Source organism: Streptomyces sp. NPDC058812, assembly GCF_042744565.1.
Classification (GTDB): domain Bacteria; phylum Actinomycetota; class Actinomycetes; order Streptomycetales; family Streptomycetaceae; genus Streptomyces; species Streptomyces thinghirensis.
Window position 1 is genome coordinate 113289 of the sequence record NZ_JBHYOB010000015.1, and the last position, 25807, is coordinate 139095.

20 protein-coding genes and 3 pseudogenes are annotated in these 25807 nt (G+C 72.5%); 14 read left to right on the plus strand and 9 right to left on the minus strand.

Translation table 11 applies throughout. The features are described 5' to 3' along the window. Positions 1–102: 102 nt before the first annotated feature. Positions 103–1125: a Gfo/Idh/MocA family oxidoreductase gene (locus ACFW48_RS27550; protein ID WP_386318876.1), complete on the minus strand. Its 1023-nt coding sequence runs from the start codon at positions 1123–1125 to the stop codon at positions 103–105. Positions 1126–1254: 129 nt separating this feature from the next. On the opposite strand from ACFW48_RS27550, the gene ACFW48_RS27555 reads away from it, so the two are divergent. From ACFW48_RS27555 to ACFW48_RS27605, 11 genes are all read left to right on the plus strand, one after another. Continuing rightward, the gene (locus tag ACFW48_RS27555; RefSeq protein ID WP_386319056.1) at positions 1255–1992 is read left to right on the plus strand and encodes a myo-inositol degradation transcriptional regulator; all 738 of its coding nucleotides are present in this window, start codon (positions 1255–1257) and stop codon (positions 1990–1992) included. Positions 1993–2213: 221 nt separating this feature from the next. Next, the gene (locus ACFW48_RS27560) at positions 2214–3218 is read left to right on the plus strand and encodes a sugar ABC transporter substrate-binding protein (RefSeq protein WP_386318877.1); all 1005 of its coding nucleotides are present in this window, start codon (positions 2214–2216) and stop codon (positions 3216–3218) included. Continuing rightward, positions 3215–4258 (plus strand): ABC transporter permease, encoded by a 1044-nt coding sequence (locus ACFW48_RS27565; protein ID WP_386318880.1) that lies wholly within the window; start codon positions 3215–3217, stop codon positions 4256–4258. Before ACFW48_RS27560 ends, ACFW48_RS27565 begins: the two co-directional genes overlap by 4 nt. Further along, on the plus strand, positions 4255–5061 hold the full coding sequence (locus ACFW48_RS27570; RefSeq protein ID WP_386318882.1) for an ATP-binding cassette domain-containing protein: 807 nt from the start codon (positions 4255–4257) through the stop codon (positions 5059–5061). The genes ACFW48_RS27565 and ACFW48_RS27570 overlap by 4 nt, the downstream gene beginning before the upstream one ends. A 313-nt stretch (positions 5062–5374) precedes the next feature. Next, entirely contained in the window at positions 5375–6523 is a 1149-nt protein-coding gene (locus tag ACFW48_RS27575; RefSeq protein ID WP_386318885.1) for an ROK family glucokinase, read from the plus strand. Then, entirely contained in the window at positions 6520–7101 is a 582-nt protein-coding gene (locus tag ACFW48_RS27580; protein WP_386318888.1) for a sugar kinase, read from the plus strand. Before ACFW48_RS27575 ends, ACFW48_RS27580 begins: the two co-directional genes overlap by 4 nt. 139 nt (positions 7102–7240) lie before the next feature. Beyond that, positions 7241–10393, plus strand: a complete 3153-nt coding sequence (locus ACFW48_RS27585; RefSeq protein WP_386319058.1) for an SNF2-related protein — start codon at positions 7241–7243, stop codon at positions 10391–10393. Continuing rightward, positions 10390–12723, plus strand: coding sequence for an SWIM zinc finger family protein (locus ACFW48_RS27590; protein ID WP_386318890.1), 2334 nt, complete (start codon positions 10390–10392; stop codon positions 12721–12723). The genes ACFW48_RS27585 and ACFW48_RS27590 overlap by 4 nt, the downstream gene beginning before the upstream one ends. 132 nt (positions 12724–12855) lie before the next feature. Further along, the gene (locus tag ACFW48_RS27595; RefSeq protein WP_386318893.1) at positions 12856–13524 is read left to right on the plus strand and encodes a dienelactone hydrolase family protein; all 669 of its coding nucleotides are present in this window, start codon (positions 12856–12858) and stop codon (positions 13522–13524) included. 127 nt (positions 13525–13651) lie between these two features. Continuing rightward, positions 13652–14299, plus strand: coding sequence for a phosphoribosyltransferase (locus ACFW48_RS27600; protein ID WP_386318896.1), 648 nt, complete (start codon positions 13652–13654; stop codon positions 14297–14299). Between the two features lie 428 nt (positions 14300–14727). Then, positions 14728–16221 (plus strand): PHB depolymerase family esterase, encoded by a 1494-nt coding sequence (locus tag ACFW48_RS27605; RefSeq protein ID WP_386318898.1) that lies wholly within the window; start codon positions 14728–14730, stop codon positions 16219–16221. Between the two features lie 135 nt (positions 16222–16356). Here ACFW48_RS27605 and ACFW48_RS27610 read toward each other — a convergent pair whose 3' ends face one another. The 6 genes from ACFW48_RS27610 to ACFW48_RS27635 are packed head-to-tail and all read right to left on the minus strand — an operon-like array spanning position 16357 to position 22432. Further along, a complete protein-coding gene (locus tag ACFW48_RS27610) occupies positions 16357–17328 on the minus strand; it encodes a fumarylacetoacetate hydrolase family protein (protein ID WP_386318901.1) in 972 nt (323 codons plus the stop codon). A 56-nt stretch (positions 17329–17384) separates the two neighbouring features. Then, positions 17385–18317, minus strand: a complete 933-nt coding sequence (locus ACFW48_RS27615) for a VOC family protein (RefSeq protein WP_386318903.1) — start codon at positions 18315–18317, stop codon at positions 17385–17387. 5 nt (positions 18318–18322) lie between these two features. Further along, complete coding sequence (locus tag ACFW48_RS27620) at positions 18323–19321, minus strand: amidohydrolase family protein (protein WP_386318905.1); 999 nt, start codon at positions 19319–19321, stop codon at positions 18323–18325. Next, complete coding sequence (locus ACFW48_RS27625) at positions 19318–20448, minus strand: FAD-dependent oxidoreductase (protein WP_386318908.1); 1131 nt, start codon at positions 20446–20448, stop codon at positions 19318–19320. Before ACFW48_RS27625 ends, ACFW48_RS27620 begins: the two co-directional genes overlap by 4 nt. 23 nt (positions 20449–20471) lie before the next feature. Further along, positions 20472–21434: a cyclase family protein gene (locus ACFW48_RS27630; RefSeq protein ID WP_386318911.1), complete on the minus strand. Its 963-nt coding sequence runs from the start codon at positions 21432–21434 to the stop codon at positions 20472–20474. Continuing rightward, positions 21431–22432, minus strand: a complete 1002-nt coding sequence (locus ACFW48_RS27635; RefSeq protein ID WP_386318914.1) for a fumarylacetoacetate hydrolase family protein — start codon at positions 22430–22432, stop codon at positions 21431–21433. Before ACFW48_RS27635 ends, ACFW48_RS27630 begins: the two co-directional genes overlap by 4 nt. Positions 22433–22559: 127 nt before the next feature. Here ACFW48_RS27635 and ACFW48_RS27640 point away from each other — a divergent pair, with 127 nt between their 5' ends. Further along, the gene (locus ACFW48_RS27640; protein WP_386318916.1) at positions 22560–23489 is read left to right on the plus strand and encodes a LysR family transcriptional regulator; all 930 of its coding nucleotides are present in this window, start codon (positions 22560–22562) and stop codon (positions 23487–23489) included. 283 nt (positions 23490–23772) lie between these two features. On the opposite strand, the pseudogene ACFW48_RS27645 reads toward ACFW48_RS27640, so the two are convergent. After that, a pseudogene (locus ACFW48_RS27645) lies at positions 23773–24102 on the minus strand (substrate-binding domain-containing protein); the annotation flags it as partial. Between ACFW48_RS27645 and ACFW48_RS27650 the strand changes: the two are divergent. Beyond that, a pseudogene (locus tag ACFW48_RS27650) lies at positions 24097–24273 on the plus strand (IclR family transcriptional regulator C-terminal domain-containing protein); the annotation flags it as partial. The pseudogenes ACFW48_RS27645 and ACFW48_RS27650 sit on opposite strands and share 6 nt — an antisense overlap. A gap of 91 nt (positions 24274–24364) precedes the next feature. Then, a pseudogene (locus tag ACFW48_RS27655) lies at positions 24365–25013 on the plus strand (zinc-binding dehydrogenase); the annotation flags it as partial. A 164-nt stretch (positions 25014–25177) separates the two neighbouring features. Here ACFW48_RS27655 and ACFW48_RS27660 read toward each other — a convergent pair. After that, a complete protein-coding gene (locus tag ACFW48_RS27660) occupies positions 25178–25747 on the minus strand; it encodes a dienelactone hydrolase family protein (protein ID WP_386318919.1) in 570 nt (189 codons plus the stop codon). Between the last annotated feature and the right edge of the window lie 60 nt (positions 25748–25807).

Consider the following 25807-nt stretch of genomic DNA (forward strand, 5'->3'; position numbering starts at 1 on the left):
GGCATCGGGAGGGCGTCGCCGGGGCAGCCGGTGCGAGGGGGAGAATGACGACGGGTGTGCTCGACCTGGGGAGTCCGGCGGCGGCTTCCGCAGGAGACCCGCTCACCCCGCCACGGACGCCTCGGCCCCCGGGATCTCCGCCAGTCGCACCGGTCTGCGCTCGCGCCGGGAGATCTCACAGGCCTCGGCGATCCGCAGCGCCTGCAACGCCTCGCGCCCGTCGCACGGGTTGGCCCGCTCGCCGCGCACGACCTCCACGAACGTGGTCAGCTCCGCCTCGTAGGCGGGACCGAACCGCTCCACGAAGCCGGTCCACGGCTTGTCCGCGGCCGGCGGTCCGGTGGGCTCCGTCGAGGCGATGGGCGTACGGTCGTCCAGGCCCACGACGATCTGGTCCAGCTCCCCGGCCAGCTCCATGCGCACGTCGTACCCCGCGCCGTTCAGTCGCGTCGCGGTCACCGTGGCCAGCGTGCCGTCGTCCAGTGTGAGGAGCGCCGCGCCCGTGTCCACGTCGTCCGCCGCGCGGAACATCGGCGGCCCGGCATCGGACCCGGCGGCGTACACGTCGGTGATCTCCCGGCCGGTCACCCAGCGCAGGATGTCGAAGTCGTGGATGAGCGTGTCCCGGTAGAGCCCGCCGGACTGCGGCAGATACGCGGCCGGCGGCGGCGCCTGGTCGCTGGTCACCGCCCGGACGGTGTGCAGCCGGCCGAGCCGCCCGGACCGTACCGCCTCGCGGGCCCCCGTGTAGCCGGTGTCGAAGCGCCGCTGGAACCCCATCTGCAGAATCGTCCCGGCGGTTTCCACCTCGGCGATGGCCTGCAGCGTGCCGGGCAGGTCCAGTGCGATGGGCTTCTCGCAGAACACCGGTAGACCCGAGCGTGCTGCCCGACCGATCAGTTCGGCGTGGGCCGGCGTCGCCGTGGTGATCACCACGGCGTCCACGCCCCACTGGAAGATCTCGTCCACCCCCGGTGCCGCCGTCTCGCCCAGCCGGTGGGCCAGGTCCTGGGCGCGCGCGATGTCGGCGTCCGTGAGGATCAGGGATCCGACGTCGCGATGACGGCTGAGCGTGTTGGCGTGAACGGTACCGATGCGGCCCGTTCCGATGACCCCGATGCGCATGGAATCAAAGTGGGCTCACAGCCCGTGCGCTGTCAATGCGTATGTCCGGACAATCGAACTACACAACTTCCCGTCAACAGCGCACGGAGCTACGCTCGGCCCGTGCCGAAACCAGAAGTGGACCCCACCGTGTCGCTGGACCTCAGCGTGGATCGCAGCAGCCCCGTGCCGCTGTACTTCCAGCTGTCGCAGCAGCTGGAGGCGGCGATCGAGCACGGCGCGCTGACCCCCGGCAGCCTGCTGGGCAACGAGATCGAGCTGGCCGCGCGGCTCGGCCTGTCCCGGCCCACCGTCCGCCAGGCCATCCAGTCGCTCGTCGACAAGGGCCTGCTGGTGCGCCGTCGGGGTGTCGGCACCCAGGTCGTGCACAGCAAGGTCAAGCGCCCGCTCGAACTCAGCAGTCTCTACGACGACCTGGAGGCGGCGGGCCAGCGCCCGGCCACGAAGGTCCTGGTCAACACCGTCGTCCCCGCGACCACCGAGGTCGCCGCCGCGCTCGGCGTCGCCGAGGGGAGCGACGTGCACCGGGTGGAGCGGCTGCGGCTGACGCACGGAGAGCCGATGGCGTACCTGTGCAACCACCTGCCGCCCGGTCTCGTCGACCTGGACACCGAGCAGCTGGAGGCCACCGGCCTGTACCGGCTGATGCGCGCCGCCGGGATCACGCTGCACAGCGCCCGCCAGTCCATCGGCGCCCGCGCCGCCACCACCGACGAGGCCGAGCGGCTCGGCGAGGACGAGGGCGCCCCCCTGCTCACCATGGAGCGCACGACGTTCGACGACACGGGACGCGCGGTCGAGTTCGGCACGCACACCTACCGGCCGTCCCGCTACTCCTTCGAGTTCCAGCTGCTCGTACGGTCCTGACCTGCGCCGACCGGCGGCCCGAGGGCGCCGTGTGGTTCCCCGTGCGGCTCGCCGTGCGAGTTCGTGCCAATGTCCGGACAATGTGACCGACGCCTGCTCCCCGGCGCCGAGTGATCGATTGCCATGTCGGACAATGGGGCGTTTGGGGTTTCGAGAACCCGGCCGGGTTCCCGCGGAGCCCCGGCACGCACAGCACGGCACAGCAAGAAGGGCACGGCCTCGTGGCACGGTTTCGGACATGGGTGGGCATCGCGCTGGCAGGGGCACTGTCGGTGTCCCTGGCCGGGTGCAGCAGTACTGGCGGCAAGCGCGCCGAGGATGCCCGCAAGGCCGCGTCGGCCCAGGGGCAGGCGGCGGTGAACACGCCCCGCTGGACCTTCGCGATGATCACTCACTCGGGCGATGGCGACTCGTTCTGGGACATCGTCCAGAGCGGCGCCGAGCAGGCCGCGTTGAAGGACAACATCAACTTCCTGTACTCCCAGGACGACGAGGGCCAACAGCAGGCGCAGCTCGTGAACGCGGCCATCGACAAGAAGGTCGACGGGATCATCGTCACGCTGGCCAAGCCGGCCGCCATGAAGTCCGCACTGGCCCGTGCCCGGAAGGCGGGCATCCCCGTGATCACCGTGAACTCCGGCTCGGAGGAGTCCAAGGAGTTCGGCGCCCTCACGCACATCGGCCAGGACGAGACGATCGCCGGCGAGGCGGTCGGCGAGGAACTGAACGAGCGGGGGCGCGAGCAGGCGATCTGCGTGCTGCACGAGCAGGGCAACGTCGGTCACGAGCAGCGCTGCGACGGCGTGGAGAAGAGCTTCGACGGCAAGGTCCAGCGGCTCTACGTCAACGGCACCAGCATGCCGGACGTGCAGTCCGCCATCGAGGCCAAGCTCCAGACCGACAAGTCGGTCGACGCGGTCGTCACCCTGGGCGCCCCCTACGCCGACACCGCCGTCAAGGCCAAGCAGGGCGCGGGCAGCGAGGCCGAGATCGACACCTTCGACCTCAACGCCAAGGTGGCCGCCGGGCTGGAGGACGGAACCCTCGGGTTCGCCGTCGACCAGCAGCCCTACCTCCAGGGCTACGAGGCGGTCGACCTGCTGTGGCTGTACAAGTACAACGCCGATGTCCTCGGCGGCGGCCGGCCGGTGCTCACCGGGCCGCAGATCATCACCAAGGACGACGCCGCCGAGCTGGCCGACTACACGAAGCGGGGCACTCGATGAGCGCCGGCACGGACGTGGCAACCGCTGACGAAAGGATTCTGCAGACCTCTCCGCTGCGGAAACTGCTGGGCCGCCCCGAGCTGGGATCCGTCGTCGGCGCCATCGCCGTCTTCGTCTTCTTCGCGTTCTTCGCCGACAGCTTCCTGCGCGCCTCCAGCCTCAGCACCGTCCTCTACGCCGCCTCCACGATCGGCATCATGGCCGTCCCGGTGGCGCTGCTGATGATCGGCGGCGAGTTCGACCTGTCCGCGGGCGTCATGGTCACCTCGTCGGCCCTGGTGTCGTCGATGTTCAGCTACCAGATGACCGCCAACGTCTGGGTCGGTGTCGGCGTCTCCCTGCTGGTCACCCTGGCGATCGGCGCCTTCAACGGCTTCATGCTCACCCGCACCAAGCTGCCCAGCTTCATCATCACGCTCGGCACCTTCCTGATGCTGACCGGCCTGAACCTCGGCTTCACCAAGCTGATCGACGGCACCGTCTCCACCAAGACCATCGCCGACATGGAGGGCTTCCCCTCCGCCCGTGAGGTCTTCGCCTCCACGCTCACCATCGGCGGCGTCGGCTTCAAGGTCACCATCCTGTGGTGGCTCGCCCTGGTCGCCGTCGCCAGCTGGATCCTGCTGCGCACCCGCGCCGGCAACTGGATCTTCGCGGTCGGCGGCAACAAGGACGCCGCCCGCGCGGTGGGCGTCCCGGTCACCAGGACCAAGATCGGCCTCTACATGGGCGTCGGATTCGGCGCCTGGATCTCGGGCCAGCACCTGCTCTTCTCCTACGACGTCGTCCAGTCCGGCGAGGGCGTCGGCAACGAGCTGATCTACATCATCGCGGCCGTCATCGGCGGCTGCCTGATCACCGGCGGCTACGGCAGCGCGGTCGGCTCGGCGGTCGGCGCGTTCATCTTCGGCATGACCAGCAAGGGCATCGTCTTCGCCGAGTGGAACCCCGACTGGTTCAAGTTCTTCCTCGGAGCGATGCTGCTCCTCGCGACCCTGCTCAACGCCTGGGTCCGCAAGCGCGCGGAGGCCACCAAGTGACGCAGACCGAAAGCGGTACGCCGCGAAACCGCACGGCGCTCGTCGAGCTGTCCGGCGTCAGCAAGAACTACGGCAACGTCCGCGCCCTCGAAGGCGTGTCCCTGGAGGTCCACGCGGGCGAGATCACCTGCGTGCTCGGCGACAACGGCGCCGGCAAGTCGACCCTCATCAAGATCATCGCCGGCCTGCACCAGCACGACGGCGGCACGCTGAGCCTCGACGGCGAGGAGACCCGCCTCTCCTCCCCGCGCGACGCCCTGGACCGCGGCATCGCCACCGTCTACCAAGACCTGGCCGTCGTCCCCCTCATGCCGGTCTGGCGCAACTTCTTCCTGGGCTCCGAGCCGCGCAAGGGCGTCGCCCCGTTCAAGCGCATGGACGTCGACCACATGCGCCGCACCACCCGCGCGGAGCTCCTGCGCATGGGCATCGACCTGCGGGACGTGGACCAGCCCATCGGTACGCTCTCCGGCGGCGAGCGCCAGTGCGTGGCGATCGCCCGCGCGGTGTACTTCGGCGCGAAGGTGCTGGTGCTCGACGAGCCGACGGCGGCACTGGGTGTGAAGCAGTCGGGGGTCGTCCTGAAGTATGTGGCGGCGGCACGTGACCAGGGGCTGGGTGTTGTTCTCATCACCCACAATCCGCACCACGCGTACCTGGTGGGGGACCGTTTCGTGCTCCTGAAGCGCGGCGCGATGGTGGGCAATCACGAGCGTGACGACATCACCCTGGACGAGCTGACGAGGCAGATGGCAGGCGGCAACGAGCTCGACGATCTACGCCACGAACTGCGACGGCCCTAGGGCCTGTCTGACAATTCGCGTCGTCGCCCGAAGGGCGGCCTCGCGGCGTCAGGTGCGTGCTCTGGGGGTCCCCCCGGCCGGAGGCTGGGGGAGTGCCGGGCGTAGAGCCTCGTACTGGATGTACTTGGCTCTGCGCCCGGTGCGGCGAGAGTGCGTGCATCCCGTCGCGAGGCAGGCGGGAATTGTCAGACAGGCCCTAGGGGCGCGGGGAACGGCGCGAGTAACCACGACGCGCCCGCATCCGGCGACGAACCGAGCCCCCACCCCCGTCGCATTCGGCACCCGGCACAGCCGTGCGGCACAATCGCACCCGATGAGCACCTACCGCGACTTCACCGCCCCCATCGGCTCCCGCCGCGCCCCGGTCCTGCGCACCGTGGGCACGAGGGAACGCCGCTCGCACCTCACGGCACCCCGCGTGCCGACGGTCGGCATCGACATCGGCGGCACGAAAGTCATGGCGGGCGTCGTCGACGCCGACGGCAACATCCTGGAGAAGCTCCGCACGGAGACCCCGGACAAGTCCAAGAGCCCCAAGGTCGTCGAGGACACCATCGTCGAGCTGGTGCTGGACCTCTCCGACCGGCACGACGTGCACGCGGTCGGCATCGGCGCGGCCGGCTGGGTCGACGCCGACCGCAACCGCGTGCTGTTCGCCCCCCACCTGTCCTGGCGCAACGAACCGCTGCGCGACCGCATCGCCGGCCGTCTCGCCGTGCCCGTCCTGGTGGACAACGACGCCAACACCGCCGCCTGGGCCGAGTGGCGCTTCGGCGCCGGCCGCGGCGAGGACCACCTGGTCATGATCACGCTCGGCACCGGCATCGGCGGCGCGATCCTGGAGGACGGACAGGTCAAGCGCGGCAAGTACGGCGTCGCCGGCGAGTTCGGCCACATGCAGGTCGTCCCCGGCGGCCACCGCTGCCCGTGCGGCAACCGCGGCTGCTGGGAGCAGTACAGTTCCGGCAACGCCCTGGTCAGGGAGGCCCGCGAGCTGGCCGCCGCCGACTCGCCGGTGGCGTACGGGATCATCGAGCACGTCAAGGGCAGCATCGGCGACATCACCGGCCCGATGATCACCGAGCTGGCCCGCGACGGCGACGCCATGTGCATCGAGCTGCTCCAGGACATCGGGCAGTGGCTCGGCGTCGGTATCGCGAACCTCGCCGCGGCCCTCGACCCGTCCTGCTTCGTGATCGGCGGCGGGGTCAGCGCCGCCGACGACCTGCTGATCGGCCCCGCGCGCGACGCCTTCAAGCGCCAGCTCACCGGCCGCGGCTACCGCCCCGAGGCCCGCATCGTCCGCGCCCAGCTCGGGCCCGAGGCCGGGATGGTGGGCGCCGCCGACCTGTCCCGGCTGGTCGCCCGCAGATTCCGCCGCGCCAAGCGACGCCGGGTGGAGCGGTACGAGCGCTACGAGCGGTACGCGGAGGCCCGCCGCGCGCCCCGGGAGTCGCTGTGACGGATTCCCTGCCCCACCAGGCCGGCCCCTCGGACGAGCCCCGGCCCCCCGTGGAGGACCGCCGGCACAAGATCCGCCGTCGGTCGCTCACCCTGCTCATCATCGTGCTGCTCATCGGCATCCCGGCCGGCTACCTCATGATCTCCGCCAATCAGAGCCGGGACAGCGGCAGGGAGAAGGAGGCGAAGTACGCGGCGACCGGCATGACCGAGGGCTGGCCGTCCAAACTGCAGCGCCGCGTCTACGAGGTGCCCGTCCCGGTCCCGTCCGAAGAGGTCGCCTACTACGAGACGAACAACTGGAAGACCAGTCGCCTCTACGTCCAGTTCGAGACCACCGGCGCCGGCCTGGACGCCTTCCTGGCGGGGCTGGGCGTCGACCGGGACGCACTGGAGAGCGGCAAGATCGCCATCAGCGACCGCGCCCAGCGGGTCACCGGCTGGGAGTTCGGCGGGCCCGGCTCCTGGTACGGCCTCGTCAACGAACAGCGCGACCCGGCACCCACCCAGGACGTCGTGGTGAACATGGACGACCCGGACTACCCGATGGTGTACGTCGTCTCGCGCACGGTTCCCTGACCGCGCACGTGCGCCGACCCGGCCCCGGCAGGGCGCCGGGGCCGATTGTCAGACCCCGCCCGTAGAGTCGAAGACATCTGATCCGGCGTACGGGCGGGAGGTGACAGGACGTATGAGCGACATGGCCGTGGTGGACACGATGGCCGCCGGGCGAGCGGGGGAGCGCGAAGCGGCGACGCGGCCGGAGGGAGCCATTCCGTCCGTCCCCGTCCGGCTCGCGGCCGTCTTCCTGCCCGCGCCTCTCCCGCGCGACGGGCGGATCGCCTTCTGGGACCCCGAGGGCGGATCCGTGGCCACGGCCTTTCCTGAATACGGGGCTGCCGCCGCGACGCCGGAAGGCGGGGCCGCTGCCGCCGCGATTCCCGGGGACGAGGGTGTTGCCGCCGCGTCATCGGACGACGGGGCTGGTGGTGCCTCGCCTTCCGGGGACGGCGGGGTTGTTGCAGCTTGGCCACCTGGGGACGTGTCTGCCGTTGTGCCATTGGGTGACGGGGCTGCTGCGGCTTCGCCTCCCGGGGACGGCGGCTCTGCTTCTTCTCCTCCCGGGGACGGCGGGTCTGCCGCTTCGCCTCCCGGGCACGGCGCCCGGCCCGCCGGGTCCACGGACCTCACCGTCGTACGGCGGCATGGCGCCGGGGTGCGACGCCGGACGACGCCCGCGTTGACCCTCCCGCTCGGCGAGGCGCTGCCCCTGCTGGTGCGCGCCCGGCACGACCCGGCCGCCCACCCGGCCACCGCCTGCTGGGGCGCCGCGGCCCTGCACGCCCTGCGGCTCGCCGCGCGCGGCCGGCTCCTGCCCGGCCTGACGGCGACCGGACACGACGCCTGGCGGGCCGGCCCGCTGGACCCCGACGACATCGCGCACCTGCGGTCGGTGGCCGCCGCCCTGCCCCCGGAGGGCCACGCGGTCCCGTTGGACGGCCCCGGCCCGATCCGGCTGCCGGAACCGGAGGCACTCGTCCGCGCCTTCCTGGACGCGGTAGCCGACACCCTGCCCCGCACCCCCGCCGCGCCCCACGCCTCGGGCCGCCCCTTCGCCGCACGCGGGGCGCAACGCCTGCCGGACGCCCACGACTGGGCCGCGGAGGTCGCCGCCGGCATGGACGCCGGCGTGCGGATCTCGCTGCGCCTGGATCTGTCGGCGTACGACCTGTTCGACGGGGACGACGAAGGCAACGGTGGCGCGCGCAGCGCGGGGGCGGCGGTCGTCCAGGTGCACAGCCTCGCCGACCCCACCCTCGTGGCCGACGCGGCGGACCTGTGGTCGGGGACGGCCGACGCGGCGTTCGGTCCCCGCGCGCGCGTGGACGCCGCCCTCGCGGTGCGGCGCGCGGCGCGGGTCTGGCCGCCGCTCGACCGGCTCACCGAGCAGGACGTGCCCGACGTCCTCAGCCTGTCCGAGGAGGAGGTCATCGACCTGCTGGGCGTGGCGGCCGGCCGGCTCTCCGCCGCCGGTGTCGCCGTGCACTGGCCCCGCGACCTCGCCCAGGACCTCACCGCGACCGCGGTGGTCCGGCCCGCGCCCGGCTCCGCGACCGACGGCACCGGCTTCTTCGAGAGCGAGGACCTCCTCCAGTTCCGCTGGCAGCTGGCGATCGGCGGCGACCCGCTCACCGAGGCCGAGATGGACACCCTCGCGGAGGCCCACCGTCCGGTCGTCCGGCTGCGCGACCGGTGGGTGCTGGTCGATCCCGCCCTGGTCCGCCGCGCCCGCAAGCGCGACCTGGGCCTGCTCGACCCGGTCGACGCCCTGTCCGTCGCTCTCACCGGCACCGCGGAGGCCGACGGCGAGACGGTCGAGGTGGTGCCGGTCGGCGCGCTGGCCGCCCTGCGCGACCGCCTCACGGCCGGTGTACGCCCCGCCGAACCGCCGCCCGGCCTGCACGCCACCCTCCGCGACTACCAGTTGCGCGGTCTGGCCTGGCTCGACCTCATGACCTCCCTCGGCCTCGGCGGCTGCCTCGCCGACGACATGGGCCTCGGCAAGACGGTCACCGTCATCGCCCTGCACCTCAAGCGGGCCCGCACCGAACCGACTCTGGTGGTCTGCCCGGCCTCACTGCTGGGCAATTGGCAGCGGGAGATCACCCGGTTCGCACCCGGCGTCCCCGTCCGCCGCTTCCACGGCCCCGACCGCACCCTGGACGACCTGACCGACGGCTTCGTCCTCACCACGTACGGCACGATGCGGTCCGCCGCGGCGACACTGGCCGAGCAGCCCTGGGGCATGGTCGTCGCGGACGAGGCGCAGCACGTCAAGAACCCGTTCTCGGCGACGGCGAAGGCGCTGCGCACGATCCCGTCCCCCGCGCGCGTGGCGCTGACCGGCACACCGGTGGAGAACAACCTCTCCGAGCTGTGGGCGTTGCTCGACTGGACCACCCCCGGGCTCCTCGGCCCCCTGAAGTCCTTCCGCGCCCGGCACGCGCGCGCGGTGGAGAACGGCGAGGACGAGGAGGCGGTGGAGCGCCTCGCCAGTCTGATCCGCCCCTTCCTGCTGCGCCGCAAGAAGTCCGACCCGGGCATCGTCCCGGAGCTGCCGCCGAAGACCGAGACGGACCACCCCGTCCCGCTCACCCGCGAACAGGCCGCGCTGTACGAGGCGGTGGTGCGCGAGTCGATGCTCGCCATCGAGTCGGCCGAGGGCATGGGCCGCCGGGGCCTGGTGCTCAAGCTCCTGACCTCGCTGAAGCAGATCTGCGACCACCCCGCACTGTTCCTCAAGGAGGAACACCCGCCGGGCGGAGCGGATCGATCGACCGCCCGCTCCGGCAAACTCGCCCTGCTGGACGAGCTGTTGGACACGCTCCTCGCGGAGGACGGTTCGGCGCTCGTCTTCACGCAGTACGTCGGCATGGCCCGCCTCATCACCTCCCACCTGACCGCCCGCGCGATCCCGGTCGACCTGCTGCACGGCGGTACGCCGGTGCCGGAGCGCGAGCACATGGTGGACCGCTTCCAGAGCGGGGCCACCCCGGTCCTCGTCCTCTCCCTGAAGGCCGCCGGCACCGGCCTGAACCTCACCCGCGCGGGCCACGTCGTGCACTTCGACCGCTGGTGGAATCCGGCGGTCGAGGAACAGGCCACCGACCGCGCCTACCGCATCGGCCAGACCCAGCCGGTCCAGGTCCACCGCCTCATCACCGAGGGCACGGTCGAGGACCGCATCGCCGAGATGCTCCAGTCCAAGCGTGCCCTGGCCGATGCCGTCCTCGGCTCCGGCGAGGCGGCCCTCACCGAACTGACCGTCCGCGAACTGTCCGACCTGGTGTCCCTGCGGAGGCCGTCATGACCCCCCGGCCCGCCGACGAGGCCCGCCGCGCCCTGCGCGAGGCACGGGAGCGGGGCGAGGGGGCGCCGGGCCCCACCGCCGAGGCCGAAGCGGAGGCCGAAGCCGGAGCGGGCGCCCCCGAACGCGAGCCGGCACAGGCGCAAAGTCATGACCAGCACCAGCACCAGCACCAGCACCAGGACCGGCACCAGAACCCTGACCGGGATCGGGAGCGGAAGTCGGAGGAGCGCACTGGGCGGCCCCGCCCCGGGGATGTCGCACGCGCGGCGCTGCGCAGCGCGCGGACCGCACGACATGCGGGCGAGGACGACGGAGCGGGCGGCGCGACGGGGGAGGAGACCAACCGGCCCGAAGCAGTGAGTCGCTCTGCTGGGCGGCCGATTGTTTCTGACGGAACAACAGTCGCCGTCCCGGCGGATCACTCCGACGATGCGGCGGCTCCTGCCTCCGACCCGACGTCCCTTCCCGGTGAGGCGACCGCCCTTGCTCCGACGCGTCCTCCCGCCGATGCGGCCGCCGCGGCAGGCCCCGGCTCCGCGGGCGCGAGCGACGGCCGGCCGGCGGATGTGGCGCGTGAGGCGTTGCGGGCGGCTCGTCGGCAGGCGGCGGCGGACACCGCGGCCCAGGGGGCGGAGGGCACGCGGCGGCTGTCCCGCCCGGCCCGTCGTCCGCAGGGGGGCGGCGGTTCGCGCACCGCCGACGCCCGCGCACGGGCCGTACGGGACTTCGCAGCGGACGCGTTCCGTCTCCCCCCGGAGGCGGACCCCGACGGGGATGCCCTGACCCCGGATGAGCCCCTCTCCGATTCCACTCCCACGTCGTCTCGCGCCGCGCATGCGGAGACCTCCGCCGAGGGCCCGACGCCTGCCGCCGGCGAGCCGGGGCTTCCGTCCACGCCGTCGTACGAGCCACCGCCTCCACGCCAGCAGACGGCATCGCGACCCGGGCGTGCCCCGGTGGCGCCGGGCCGGGCTCAGCATCCGGCGGCGCCGGGCCGCGCTCCGCGTCCGGTGGCGTACGGCCAGACGTTCCCCCCACCGTCCGCGAACCCTCGCACCCCCCGCTCGATGGCCGCGCCGGGCCGTGACGGCGAGCTCCGTCGTACCTTCCCCGCCCTCCCGCCCCGCGCGGCGACGGGCGGGAGTCTCGCCGGGACCTGGTGGGGCAACGCGTGGGTGACCGCGTTGGAGGAGGGCGCCCTGGACGCCGCGCGGCTGGCGCGAGGGCGCGGGTACGCCGAGCGCGGACACGTCGACGCCATCACCGTGACGCCCGGCCTCGTCCTCGCCTACGTGCAGGGCAGCCGGCCCAGGCCGTACCGCGTGCAGTTGCGGCTGCGCACGCTCGACGACGCCGACTGGGAGCGGTTCCTGGACGCAGCCGTCGAGCGTCCCGGCCACATCGCCGCGCTCCTCGACAAGGAGTTGCCCCACTCCCTGGCCGACTGCGGTGTCCCCCTGCTCCCCGGCCCCGGCGACCTCGCCCCGCAGTGCAGTTGCCCCGACTCCGGGCACCCCTGCAAGCACGCCGCCGCCCTCTGCTACCAGACGGCTCGTCTGCTCGACGCCGACCCCTTCGTCCTGCTCCTGCTGCGCGGCCGGGGCGAACGCGAGCTGCTCGACGCCCTGTCCCGGCTGAACGCGGCCCGCGCGGCCCGCGCCGCCCAGGATCGCGGACCGGCGCCCCTGCCCGGTGTCCGGGCCGCCGCGGCACTGGCGGCGCGCGCCCTGCCGCCCCTCCCGGCGCCGCTGCCCCCGCCCCCGCATCCCGAACAGCCCCCGGCCTACCCGGCGGCACCGGGCGGCCCCGACCCCTTCGCGCTGGACCAGCTGGCCACCGACGCCGCCGCCCGCGCCCACGCCCTGCTCACCACCGGCCGAGACCCGGTCGGCGGGCTGACGCTGTGGCAGGACGCCGTCCGCCTCGCCGCGGCCCGCCCCGGTTCCGGCCTCACCGTCGGCACCCGAGCGCTCTACGCGTCCCTCGCGAAGGCCGCCGGCCGCGATACGGCGGAGCTGGCGCGCGCCGTGGCCGCCTGGCGCCAGGGCGGACCGGAGGGCCTCGACGTCCTGGAGGAGCCCTGGGACCCGCCGGCCGGTCGCTTCGACCGGGCCCGCCCGCTGCTGCTTGCCGCCGACCTCCCCGCCTTCCGCCCCTGGCGCAACCGACTCACCCACCCCCAGGGCCACGTCCAGCTCAGGCTCGGCCGGGCAGGGCTCTGGTACGCCTACGAGTCGGAACCCGGCCACGACGACTGGTGGCCGCGCGGCACCCCCGACCTCGACCCGGTCGGCGCCCTGACGGGTCTCGGCGGCCCCGGCGACCTCTGACCGACGGCCCGCCGCCGCCACCTGCCTGTAGGGCCGGCCCCAGCGGGTACCCGGACCCCGGACCCGGCGCCCCACCCCGGGCTCCGGGCTCTGTACTCCGTACTCAGCACAACTCAGGGGAGAAGAGTGCTCATGGTCTCGCAAACCGTCTCGCACACCGCGACGGTCCCCTCGGGAGACGCGAGCCTGGACGGCGACCTGACGCTTCCGGCCGGGGCGCTGGGGGTGGTTCTGTTCGCACACGGCAGTGGCAGCTCACGCCTCAGCCCTCGCAACCGTGCGGTCGCCGCCGGTCTGCACCGGGCCGGGTTCGGCACGCTGCTGCTGGATCTGCTGACCGAGGACGAGGAGCGCGAGGACGCCGCCACGGCACGGCACCGCTTCGACATCGCCCTACTGACCCGGCGGTTGACGGACGCCGTCGACTGGCTGGAGCGGCGCCCGGACACCGCGGAGCTGTCCGTGGGCCTGTTCGGGGCGAGTACGGGAGCGGGGGCCGCGCTTGCGGTCGCAGCCGAGCGGCCGAACCGGGTGTCCGCCGTGGTGTCGCGGGGAGGGCGGCCGGACCTGGTCGGCGACGTACTGCCTTCGGTCACGGCCCCGGTCCTGCTCGTCGTCGGTGGCAGCGACGCGACGGTACTCGATCTCAACCGGGAGGCCGCCGAAGAGCTGTCGGCACCCCACCGGATCCATGTCGTACCGGGCGCCACGCACCTCTTCCCGGAACCCGGCGCACTGGCACAGGTGACGGAGGCCGCCGCCGGCTGGTTCCGTGACCACGTGCCCGGAAGACTTCCGTGACGACGTGCCCGACAGGCTTCCGCGACCAGCCGCGGTCGGCCCGCCACGGTTTCACCGGAGTCCGGCGGGAAACCCCGGACAGTGGCGCACACTCTTCGCCTCGCGTGAGAAGGGCGGACACCAGGCCATGCGATTCCACGACCGCACGGAGGCCGGCCGGGAACTCGCCCTCCGGCTGAAGGAACGGGCAGCCGACGGCGAGTTCCCGGACGCCGTCGTTCTCGCGCTGCCCCGAGGCGGTGTCCCCGTGGCCGCCCAGGTCGCGCGGGCACTCGACGCGCCGCTGGACGTGCTGGTCGTACGCAAGATCGGTCTTCCCGGCCGCCCGGAGGCGGGCATCGGCGCGATCGTGGGCGACGATCCGCCGCTGTTCGACCGACGGGCCCTGGAGATGCTCGGCCTGAGCGAGAACCGCCTCGCCCCGGATGTGGAACGCGAGCGCGCCGAACTGCGCCGCCGCGCGCTGCTCTACCGGGGTGACCGGTCCGAGCCCGACGTCAGGGACCGGACCGTGATCCTCGTCGACGACGGTCTGGCCACCGGAGCCACCGCCCGCGCCGCCCTGCGACACCTGCGCCGCCTGGCCCCCGCACGGTTGATCCTGGCGGTCCCCGTCGGTGCTGCCGAGTCCTGCGCCGAGATGCGCTCGGCGGCCGACGACGTGGTCTGCCTGTACCAGCCGTCGGACTTCCAAGCGGTCGGCCTCTGGTACGAGGACTTCGAGCAGGTGGGTGACGACGAGGTGACCGGAACACTGCACGAACTCAGCACCTAGGGCCTGTCGTTGGATCATGCCGGCGTCGCGGGGTGTGGCACGCGCGTCTGCGGCGTTGTCGTCGGCTGCCAGGGCTCCGCCCTGCCACCCTCCTCCGCCTTGCGCGCGACAGCTGAAGTACGGAGCCGGACCGCGCAGGCCCGCCCGGACCGCGCAGGCCCGCCCGACCGCGCAGGCCCGCCCGGATCGCGTCGGCGGTCCCGGCTCCCTCGTACACGCGCGCACGCACTCACTCCCTCGCGCGCGGTCTGCCCATACACTCCGGAGCCGAACCGGGACCATGGACCGCCGTCACACACGGTTTACGCTCACCCTGGTTGTTCCGTCCATGCCAATAGCGGTATGGGCGCCGGATGATGCGCACACACCGATGGCCAGGCACCTGGCATCGCTCCGAGAGCGCGTCCATCCTCCAGGAGGCAGCCGACATGGGACAGCCGCACCCTCCGCACCTCGCCCCGAAGGGCCACCGCCTCCTCGGAGGCGTCCGCCGCTGGATCACCGCCGCGGCCGGCGCCCTCGCCCTGACCGGCGCGCTGGTGGCCGCGGGCCCGTCGGCGTCCGCCGCGAGCCTGACCCAGGTCACCGGGTTCGGCACCAACCCCGGCAACCTGTCCATGTACGCGTACGTGCCCGACGCCCTGCCCGCCGGTGCGCCGCTCGTGGTCGCCCTGCACGGCTGCACGCAGAGCGCGAACGATTACTACGCGCACTCGGGATGGCCGAAGTTCGCCGACCGCTACGGCTTCGCGGCGGTCTTCCCCCAGACGAGCGGCGCGAACAACGCCAACTCCTGCTTCAACTGGTTCCAGCCGGGCGACAGCGCCCGCGGCCGTGGCGAGGCACTGTCGATCAAGCAGATGGTGGACGAGGCGATCTCGCGGTACGGCAGCGACCCCGGGCGCGTCTTCATCACGGGTCTGTCGGCCGGTGGCGGCATGACGGCGAACATGCTCGCCGCCTACCCCGACGTCTTCGCGGGCGGCGCCGTCGACTCCGGACTGCCCGCTTCCTGCGCCGACAGCGTGACCGCGGCCTACACCTGCATGTACAGCCCGCCCGACAGGACACCGGCCCAGTGGGGGAACCTGGTGCGTTCCGCCGCTCCCGCGGGCACCAGCTCCTGGCCGCGCGTGGCGATCTGGCAGGGCACCGCCGACACCACCGTCCGGCCCGCCAACGCCGCCGAGCTGCGCGACCAGTGGACCGACGTGTGGGGCGTGGGCCAGACCCCCTCCCGTACCGAGAGCCTCCCCGGAGGCACCACGCGAAGCGTCTACGCCGACGCCTCCGGCCGGTCCGCGGTCGAGGTCTACTCGATCTCCGGCATGGCCCACGGGCTCGCGGTCGACCCGGGCAGCGGCGCCGAGCAGTGCGGCACCGCGGGCACCTACTACCTCGACACCATCTGCTCCAGCCACCACACGGCCCTCTTCTGGGGGCTGGACGGCGACGGTGGCGGCGAGGAGCCCGGGACGCTGCCCGCCCCCACGGGGCTGACCGTCACCGCGACCACCGGCTCCACCGCCTCCCTGAGCTGGACCGGCGTCACCGGAGCGACCTCGTACGCCGTCTTCCGGGACGGCACCGAGGTGGCGACCACCACGTCGACCACCTACACCGACACCGGCCTGACCAGCGGCACCGTGTACGGCTACACCGTGGCCGCCGTCGACTCCGAGGGCGCGGCGGGCCCGGCCTCGTCCGCGGTCACCGCGACCACCGCCGGGTTCACGCCCACGTGCCACACGGCGAGCAACTACGCCCACACCGTCGCCGGACGGGCCTACGCAGACGGCGGGTACGCCTACGCACAGGGCTCCGGGCAGGTCATGGGCCTGTGGAACACGTTCACCACCCGCACCCTCCAGCAGACCTCATCCGGCCACTACGTGGTCGCGGACTCCGGATGCCCCGCCTGACCACCGTGTCGAACGGTCCGGACAGCGACGACAGGGCGCCCTCGCGGGTGAGGGCCTCGGCCTCGGCGGCGCCCTGGCCGCGGGCGGCACCGGTGACGACGACCTTCCCGGGCAGCCTCTCGCGGCGCAGGTCGCTCACGGCCGCGCCCGGTCGCGCCGCCGGCCGGCCGGGAGCGGTACGGGTTCGGCGCCGGGGACGACGGTGTTCGTCAGGGTGCCGAGGCCCTCGACGGTGAGGGCGACGGTGTCGCCGGGCTTGAGCGGCGGCGGATTCCGCTCGCCGCTTCGGCCCCACAGTTCGGCGAGGCAGCCGCCGTTGCCGCAGGTGCCCGAGCCGAGGACGTCACCCGGTACGACGCGGGTGCCGCGGGAGGCGTAGGCGGTCATCTCCTCGAAGGTCCAGCTCATGTTGGACAGCAGGTCCTCGCCGACCTTCTCGCCGTTGACCTCGGCGGTCAGGGCCAGACGCAGGAAGCCCTCGGCGTCCCGGTACGGTTCGAGCTCGTCGGCGGTGACGAGGTACGGGCCGAGGGCGGTGGCGGTGTCCTTGCCCTTGCAGGGGCCGAGGCCGACTTTCATCTCCGCGCCCTGCAGGTCGCGCGCGGACCAGTCGTTGAACACGGTGTAGCCGACGATGTGGTCGCGGGCCCGCTCGGGCGTCAGGTCCCGGCCCTCCCTCCCGATCACGGCGCCCACCTCCAGCTCGAAGTCCAGTACGGCGGAGCCGGGCGGCACCGGGACGTCCTCCCGGTGGCCGTGGACCGCGTGCGGGTTGGTGAAGTAGAAGGTCGGCGCCGCGTACCACTGCTCGGGGACACCGGCGACGCCGTCGACGGAGCGGCGTACGCCCTCGACGTGCTCCTCGAAGGTGACGAAGTCCCGTACCGACGCGGGCTGGAGCGGGGGCAGCAGCCGTACTTGGGAGACATGCGGACCGGGCGGGACGTCGAGCGCCTCCCGGCCGGCGGCGAGCAGCCCGGGCAGGCCGTCGGTCTCCGTGAGCAGGGCGGACAGCGAGGAGACGCCCGGTAGCGGGAGGAGAGTGCCGTCGTCCTCCACGGCGGCGACCCGGCGGCGGTGGCGGTGTTCGTAGGCGGCGAAGCGCATGGCGTGGCTCCAGTGGGAGGGTCGGTCGGTCGAGATCCCCGGGGCGGGGAGCCGGCTCAGACCGGCGGGGCGACGAACACGCCGCGGTCGGGGTCGTTGAAGGACTCCTTGGCGACGAGTTCGTTCATGGGGTTGGCGGTGCCCCACTGGTCGGTGACCTCGGGCTGGGAGAAGTCGTAGACGTGCGGGTGCCAGGTGTCCTCGTCCAGGTTCTCCAGCTCGGTGGTGTACTCGACGGTGTTCCCGTGCGGGTCGAGGAAGTAGGTGAACGTGTTGTCCCCGGCCATGTGCCGTCCCGGACCCCACACCTTCTTGAAGCCCGCCCGGATGACGCGCCCGGAACCGCGCATGTACTCGTCGATGCCGCGCATCTCGAAGGAGACGTGGTGCAGCGCGGTGTGCGGGCCCTGCGCGATGGCCATCGAGTGGTGCTGGCTGCTGATCCGCATGAAGTGCATGACCTCGCCCATGTGCGGCGAGCTGAGCGTGTCGGACAGGGCGAAGCCGAGGTGGCGCTCGTACCACTCGCGGGTGCGGTTGAGGTCGGGGCTGTTGAGGACGACGTGGGAGAGCTTGACCGGGATGGCCTCCTTCTCCTCGATCTTGCGGTGCTGCCGGACCTGGACGTCGGCCAAGACCTCGATGGTGCGGCCGTCGACGTCGAAGAAGCGGAAGCCGTAACCGCCGCCGGGGGTGTCGGCCTTGCCCGGCCGGGAGATCAACTGCGCGCCGCCCGCGAGCAGTCGCTCGGCGAGGGTGTCGACGTCCGCGGCGGACGTGGCGCCGTAGGAGACGAGGTCGAGGCGCTTCTCCTCGGCCCTGCGCAGCCGCACGACGTACTGCTCCGGGGAGCCCTCGGCGGCCAGGAAGGAGATGCCGGAGTCCTCGGCGACCTTGGTCAGGCCCCAGACGCCGGCGTAGAAGTCGAGTTGCTTGTCGTAGTCGGGCACGGCGAGGTCGACGTGCCGCAGGTGGGTGAGCAGGCGCATGATGATCAGTCCTTGCGGAGGAGGGCCGCCGCGTTGCCGCCGCGGACGGCGTGGAAGTCGGCCTCGGTCAGCTGTGCGGCGCGCAGCGCGCCGACCGGGTCCTCGGTGCCCATGTCGAAGGGGAAGTCCGAGCCGAGCAGGACACGGTCCGCCCCGGCGACCCGGACCAACTCCCGCAGTACGTGCGGGTCGTGGACGAGGGAGTCGAAGTACAGGCGTCTGAGGTAGCTGCTGGGCAGGTGTGCGCAGCCGGCGCCCGCGTCGGAGCGGGCGGACCAGGCGTGGTCGGAGCGGCCGATGTGGGTGGGCAGGTAGCCGCCGCCGTGTGCCGCGATCAGTTTCAGGCCGGGGTGGCGGTCGAGTACGCCGGAGAAGATGAGGTGTGAGAGCGCGACGGCGTTCTCGGTGGGCTGGCCGACGGTGTTGGACAGGTACCACCGGTCCAGGCGCTCGTCGAGCGTGCATCCGAAGGGGTGCAGGAAGAGGATCGCGCCGGTCTCTCCAGCCCGGGCCCAGAAGGGCTCGTAGGCCGGGTCGGAGAGTTCCCGCCCGGGCGCGTGACTGGAGATCTCCACACCGGCCAGGCCCTGTTCCAGGGCGTGGTCGAGGGCGCGCACCATGTGGTGCGGGTGCTGGAGCGGTACGAGGCCGAGCCCGCGCAGCCGGTCGGGCGCCTTCGCGCAGTGCGCCGCCGTGGCCTCGTTGGCGAGCCGGTACAGCTTCTCCGCACTCTCCTCGTCCGTCCAGTAGTGGTAGTGCGACGGCGAGGGACTGACCAGCTGAACGTCCACGCCCTGCGCGTCCATCGCGGCCAGGCGCAGGGCGGCATCGGTCAGCCGGGGGACGCGTTCACGGACCATGGGCCCGCTGACCGCGAGTGCGGCGCGCCCGTTGCGCCGGGCGTCCGACTCCTTGGCCTCGGCGTGGCCGGGCAGGCCGGCCACGAGTGACTCGACGGCCGGGAGCAGGACGTGTGCGTGCACGTCGATGGTGGGCCGGGTCACGGCAGCTCCCTGAGCATGGTCATGGTGCCGGCCATCAGGCCCGGTACGTCGGCGTCCCGGACCCCGTCGAGCTGCCACCGCCCGATCTGCACCGACGCCTCGACGACCGGCCGGACGCGGGCGATGCGCCGCTCGTAGTACGCCTGGAACAGCGCGTCGTCCCAGACGTCGGAGGCGCTCAGCAGCTGTGCGAGCACCCAGGCGTCCTCCAGGGACAGGGCGGCGCCCTGCGCGAGGGTGGGCGGGCAGCAGTGGGCGGCGTCGCCGACGAGGACGACCCGGCCGCGGTGCCAGGAACCCTCGATCAGCATCCGGTCGAACCAGGTGTAGTTGACCTTCGCCGGGTCGGTGATGTGCTCGGTGACCTCCGGCCAGTGGCCGCCGTACGAGGAGGCCAGCCGGCGCATCTCGTCGGCGTACGACTCGGGCGGTATGGAGGCGCGGTCGCGGTTGGCCTCGACGACGTACGCGTACAGGGTGGTCGCGCTGGTGGGGCAGTAGCCGGCGATGTAGGCGGGACCGCCGTAGGCGAGGTCGGTGCGGACGACGCCCGTCGGACGCGGGGCGGCGACGCGCCAGATCGCCATGCCGGTGGGTTCGGGCTTGTCCGTGATGCCGATCGCGGCACGGGTCGAGGAGCCCAGGCCGTCGGCGGCGACGACCAGGTCGTAGCGGCGCTCGGCGCCGTCGCTGAGGCGGACGGAGACACCGTCGGCGTCCTGGTCCAGGATTTCGGCGGTGGTGCCGAGGCGGACGCCGGCGCCGCTCGCCCGGACGGCCTCGATGAGGATCTGCTGGAGCCGGGGACGCTGCATGCCGACGGTGGCGGGCAGGTCGTCGCCGCCGGTGCGCAGGTCGTCCTGGACGTGCAGGACGGTTCCGTCGGGGGCGGTGATACCGACCGAGCCGAAACCGAATCCGGACGCCTCCACCTGCTCCCACACGCCCAGCTCCCGCAGGACGCGCAGGGCGTTGCCCTGGAGGGTGATGCCGGAACCGGCGGTCGCGTTCCAGTCGTCCCTGGCCTCGATCAGGTCCACCGCGAGGCCGGCGCGGCGCAGCAGGATCGTCACGGCGTTGCCGGCCGCGCCGCCACCGACGACGAGAACCGTGCGGGGCTGGGTCATGAAGAACTCCTTCGTTCCTCGGTCTACTTGACCGCGATCGGATTGACGGGCGAGCCGACCGCTCCGGTGATGGGCAGCGGCGCCGCGGTGAGCCAGAAGTCGTACTCACCGTCGGCCGCGCAGTCCTCGGCGAGGGCGTCCAGATCCCACATCTCGCCGATCAGCAGGCCGATGTGCGGGATGGCGACCTGGTGCAGCGGCTGGAAGGCGTGCTCGAACTCGTTCGGGCGGACCTCGAAGCCCCAGGTGTCGGTGGCGACCGCGGCGATCTCGCTGCCGTGCAGCCAGCGGGCCGTGGTGAACGAGAGTCCGGGCGCGGGACCGCCCGCGTACTCGCCCCAACCGTCGCGGCGTACCCGGGACAACTGCCCCGTGCGCACCAGCACGAGGTCGCCGCGCCCCACGGTCACGCCCTGGGCCTCGGCGGTCGCGGTCAGGTGCTCCTCGGTGATCGCGAAACCGTCGGGCAGCTCCCCGTCCACACCGACCGCGCGGCCGACGTCGAGCAGCACACCGCGCCCGGCGACGTGCGGGGCCATGTGCTCGATGCCGGTGACCAGGTCGCCGTCGGAGGTGACGACCTTTTCCGCGGGGCGTCCGTTCCATGCCTTGCCGTGGTCGAAGATGTGCCCGAGCCCGTCCCACTGGGTGGAGCACTGCAGCGGCATCGCGATCACGTCGTCGGCGCCGCCGATGCCGTGCGGCAGCCCCTGGTTGCCGAGTGCCGCGTCGGTGCCGGTGTCGAGCATGGTGTGCACCGGGTTGGTGCGCCGCCGCCAGCCCTTCTGCGGGCCGTTGATGTCGAAGCGCTGGGAGAGCGAGAAACTGACGCCCCGCCGGATCAGTGCGGCACCCTCGCGGCGCTTCGCCTCGTCGAGGAAGTTGAGCGTGCCGAGCACGTCGTCCTCGCCCCAGCGGCCCCAGTTGGAGCAGGTCTTCGCGGCCCGCGCGATCGAGCCCTCGGGGTCGGTGCGGTCCAGGGTCACCGTGCCTCCTCCGCCACGCAGCGGGTGCGCTGGGCACCGAGCCCGGTGATGGAGGCGTCCATGACGTCGCCGTCGCGCAGCAGCCTGCCCCAGTGCATGCCGTTGCCGGCGGGGGAGCCGGTGAGGACCAGGTCGCCGGGCAGGAGGCGGGCGGTCTGCGAGGCGTAGGCGACCAGCCGTGCGACGTCGAAGATCATGTCCTTGGTGGACTCGTCCTGCATGGTCTCGCCGTTGAGCTTCAGCGTGAGACGCAGGTCGTCCGGGTCCGCGACCGACGGGGCGGGCACGATCCAGGGGCCGAGCGGGGTGAAGCCGGGCGCGTTCTTGCTGCGCAGCCAGTCGGTGCCGATCTGCGGCATGTCCCGGCGGAAGACGGTCGCGCGGTCGGTCAGGTCGTTGGCGATCGTGTACCCGGCGACGTGGTCCAGTGCCTCCTCGACGGACACCCGGTGGGCCGGTCGGCCGATGACCAATGCCAGCTCCAGCTCCCAGTCGGGCTTCCCGGCCCAGGACGGGAGCACGACGTCGTCGTAGGGGCCGGTGATCGCGCTCGGCAGGCCGATGAACACGTACGGAAGGTCCTCGGCGGCCCGCCGGTCCATGATCTCCGCGGCCTCCGCGCGCCGCTCCGCCTCCGGCCTCTCGTCACCGGGCGCGCGGTGCGCGACGTGCAGGTCGATGACGTGCTGCCGGTAGTTGGCGCCGGACTGGAACACCTGGCGCGGCTCGACCGGGGCGTGCACGCGGAACTCCGTCAGGGGCCTGCGCGCAAGGGTGCCGTCGTCGGCCAGTGCGGCCAGCCGCGGGGCCACCGCGTCCCAGTCGTCGAGGAGCCCGCACATGGTCGGGCCGGTGTCGCCGAGGACGGGACGCAGGTCGAGCACCTGGGCGTCGGGTCTGACGAGAGCGGGGAAGGCGGGGCCCTCGGGAGCGGAAAGGGTGGCCAGTGCGAAGGGTCCGGCGAAGAGGGCGGACGCGGCTTCAGGTTTCACGGACATGTCCTCCTGATTGCGATGGCACTAATCTGGACCCGCCACTCGCGATCACGGAAATCGATTCTGTGGATGAAAGTCATCCACCCGACGAATTCCAGCAGGTCGCCGCCGGACAGCTAGGGAAATCGCCGTGAATCTCAGTCGCCTGGACCTCAATCTCGTCGTCGCCCTGCGGGCCCTCCTCGAGGAGCGCAACGTCACCCGTGCCGGGCAGCGCGTCGGCCTCAGCCAGCCCGCGATGAGCGCGGCCCTGTCCCGCCTGCGCCGCCACTTCGACGACGACCTGCTCGCCCGGGTCGGCGGCCACTACGAGCTGACGGCCCTCGGCCAGGTCCTCCTGGACCGCACCTCCGCGGCGTACGACGTGCTGGAGCGCCTCTTCGCCAGCCAGGCGGACTTCGACCCCGCCACGGAGCACCGGGAGTTCAAGCTGATCGCGTCCGACTACGCCGTCGCGGTCTTCGGCGCCGAGCTGGCCCGGGTCATGCACGAGGAGGCTCCGGGCATCCGGCTGCGCTTCGCGCAGACCCCGACCACGGTGGTGGACGCCACGGACACGGTGCTGAGCACGTCCGACGGCCTGCTGATGCCGCACGGGGTCATCAGCGACTTCCCGGCCACCGACCTGTACGGGGACCGTTGGGTCTTCCTCGTCGCCGACGACCACCCGAGTGTCGACGACCGCCTCACCCGACAGGACCTGGCCCGACTGCCCTGGGTCACCTACCAGCGCACCTACGACGCCCCGGCCGTGCGCCAGCTCGGGATGCTGGGCGTGGAGCCCCAGGTCGAGGTCTCCGTGGACAGCTTCCAGATCATTCCGCTGTTGGTGGCCGGCACCCGGCGCATCGCCCTCATCCAGGCCCGCCTGGCCCGGCTCCTGGCGCCACTCGCCGGTGTCCGCGTGGTGGAGCCGCCGTACGAGGCCGTCCCGTTGCGGGAGGCCATGTGGTGGCACCCCGTGCACACTCACGACGCGGCCCACATCTGGCTGCGCGAGACTGCTGCCCGCGTCGGCAGACGGATGGCCACCATGCGCCCCGACGAGCCCGAGGGGTGAGCGGTGGCCCGCCGGCCGTGAACGGCGGACGCCATCCACGGGACGGATGAAAGCCATCCGCAACGTGAATCACGGCAGGGGTGGGCAGACCGCCCGGCAGGACGCATGCTCGGACGAGGTACGTCGGCGCATCGCCGCTCGACGCCTTCCTCCGACAGCCGGATCTCCTGGTCTCCGGGGTCGGTCTCCCGTACCGCCGTGCCGGAGTACCGTCGTGCCCGTTTCCCCTGCCGTGCCCGTCGTCGGTCCCGCAGACGTTCCCCACGGCCCTGGGCGGGTCCGGTCAGCGCGCGGGAGCCACCATCGTCGACCGGCGAACGACCAGTTCGGGTTGCAGCACCACGTGGCTGTGCGGGTGCGCGATTCCGTGGGCCGTGTCCTCGATGAGCAGTCGCCCGGCCTGCCGTCCCATGGCGGATGCCGGTCGTCGCACCGAGGTGAGCGGAACCACGGCCGACGCGGCGAACTCGCTGTCGTCGTACCCGACCACCGCGATGTCGTCCGGCACTCTGAGGCCGGCCTCGTACAGGGCCTGCAGGACACCGAGGGCGAGCAGGTCGTTGGCGCAGAAGACGGCGGTGGGCCGCACGGGCAGACCGAGGACGCGATGTCCGCGTGGGCCACACCGTCCACGCCCACCCGGCTCCGCGCGGCCTTGGCCGATGTCCGGCGGCGGGGTTACGCCTACCGCCCCGGCTACGTCCATCAGGAGGCCCTGGGCGTGGCCGCCCCGGTGCGTGGCACGGACGGCCGGGTGGTGGCGGCGCTGTCGGTCATCGTCCCCAACGACGCGAGCGCTCAGACGGTCGTCCCCGTGGTGCGTACGGCCGCCCGGGGTGTGTCCAGTGCGCTGGGCGCGCCCACCGGGCGTGCGGGGCCTCGGCATCGGAGCGTTCGCAGAGAAGACCCTCGTCGCCGCCGGCCAGTGCACCAAGGTCGACCCGGCCGCGTCCCCGGCCGCCGCGGGGCTGCTCGGCTGCGGGGTGATGGCGGGCATCGGTGCCGCCATCAACACGGGAGGTGTCGGTCGAGGCGACACCGTGGCCGTCATCGGCTGCGGCGGTGTGGGCGACGCCGCCGTGGTCGGCGCTCGGCTGGCCGGCGCGGCGAAGGTCATCGCCGTCGACATCGACGACCGCAAGCTGACCACCGCCAAGTCCCTGGGCGCCACGCACACCGTCAACTCCCGCACCACCGATCCGGTCGAGGCCGTCGGACGCCCCGAGACCTACCGGCAGGCGTTCTACGCCCGCGACCTGGCCGGCACCGTCGTCCTGGTCGGCGTGCCCACCCCGGAGACGACACTCGAACTGCCGCTGCTGGACGTCTTCGGCCGCGGCGGGGCGCTCAAGGTACGGCGACTGCCTGCCCTCCCGTGACTTCCCGATGCTCATCGACCTCTACCGCCAGGGCCGCCTGGGCCTGGACGCCTTCGTCAGCGAGACCATCACCCTGGACGAGGTGGAGGATGCCTTCGCCCGCATGCACAAGGGCGACGTCCTGCGCTCGGTAGTGATCCTCTGAAGTGATCCCCTGACGACCGGCGCGCGCATCGAACGGCTCGTCACCTCGGGCGTCTTCGGCTGGACGGCGGCGTCCGGGACCTCGACGACAACCTGCGGGCGCCCGCTTCCGGCGCGGTTCACACAGCGTCCGGCACGAGATCGGCCACCGGTTCGCGGCTGGGATCAGACCGAGGCGAGGAACGTCCGCACGCGCTCCAGCAGCAGCTTGGACGCCTCCGCGTCGAAGGCCTCTAGAGAGGCGTCGGTGAACAGGTGCTGTTCGCCGGGGTAGACGAACAGCTCCGCAGCCGATGCGGACTTGCTCAACTCGCGCGCCGCGGGCAGGTCCTCGTCGAAGAACTCGTCTCCCTCCTTGCCGTGGATCTGCACCGGCACGCTGTCGGGCCAGGACTCCCCGTACTCGGTGACGGGGACGCAGGAGTGCATCAGCAGTGCTCCACGTGCGCCGGGTCGCGTCTGCGCCAGCTTCTGGGCGATCGTCACGCCGAACGAGAAGCCGGCGTACACCAGTTCCGGGCCGAGACCCTCGGTCGCTGCCGCACCACGTTCCCTGAGGGTGTCGAACCCGATTTCCCGCGCGAACCCCATGCCCTCTTCGAGGCTGCCGAAGGTGCGGCCCTCGAACAGATCCGGAGTGTGTACGGTGTGGCCGGCCCGTCGCAGGTCGTCGGCGAACGCCCGGACCCCGTCAGTCAAGCCCTGGACGTGATGGTAGAGCAGAACCTCAGCCATGTTTCGCGGTGTCCTTCGCCTATTGATCGACTGTTCCGACAACGCACCAGGACGCTGGTA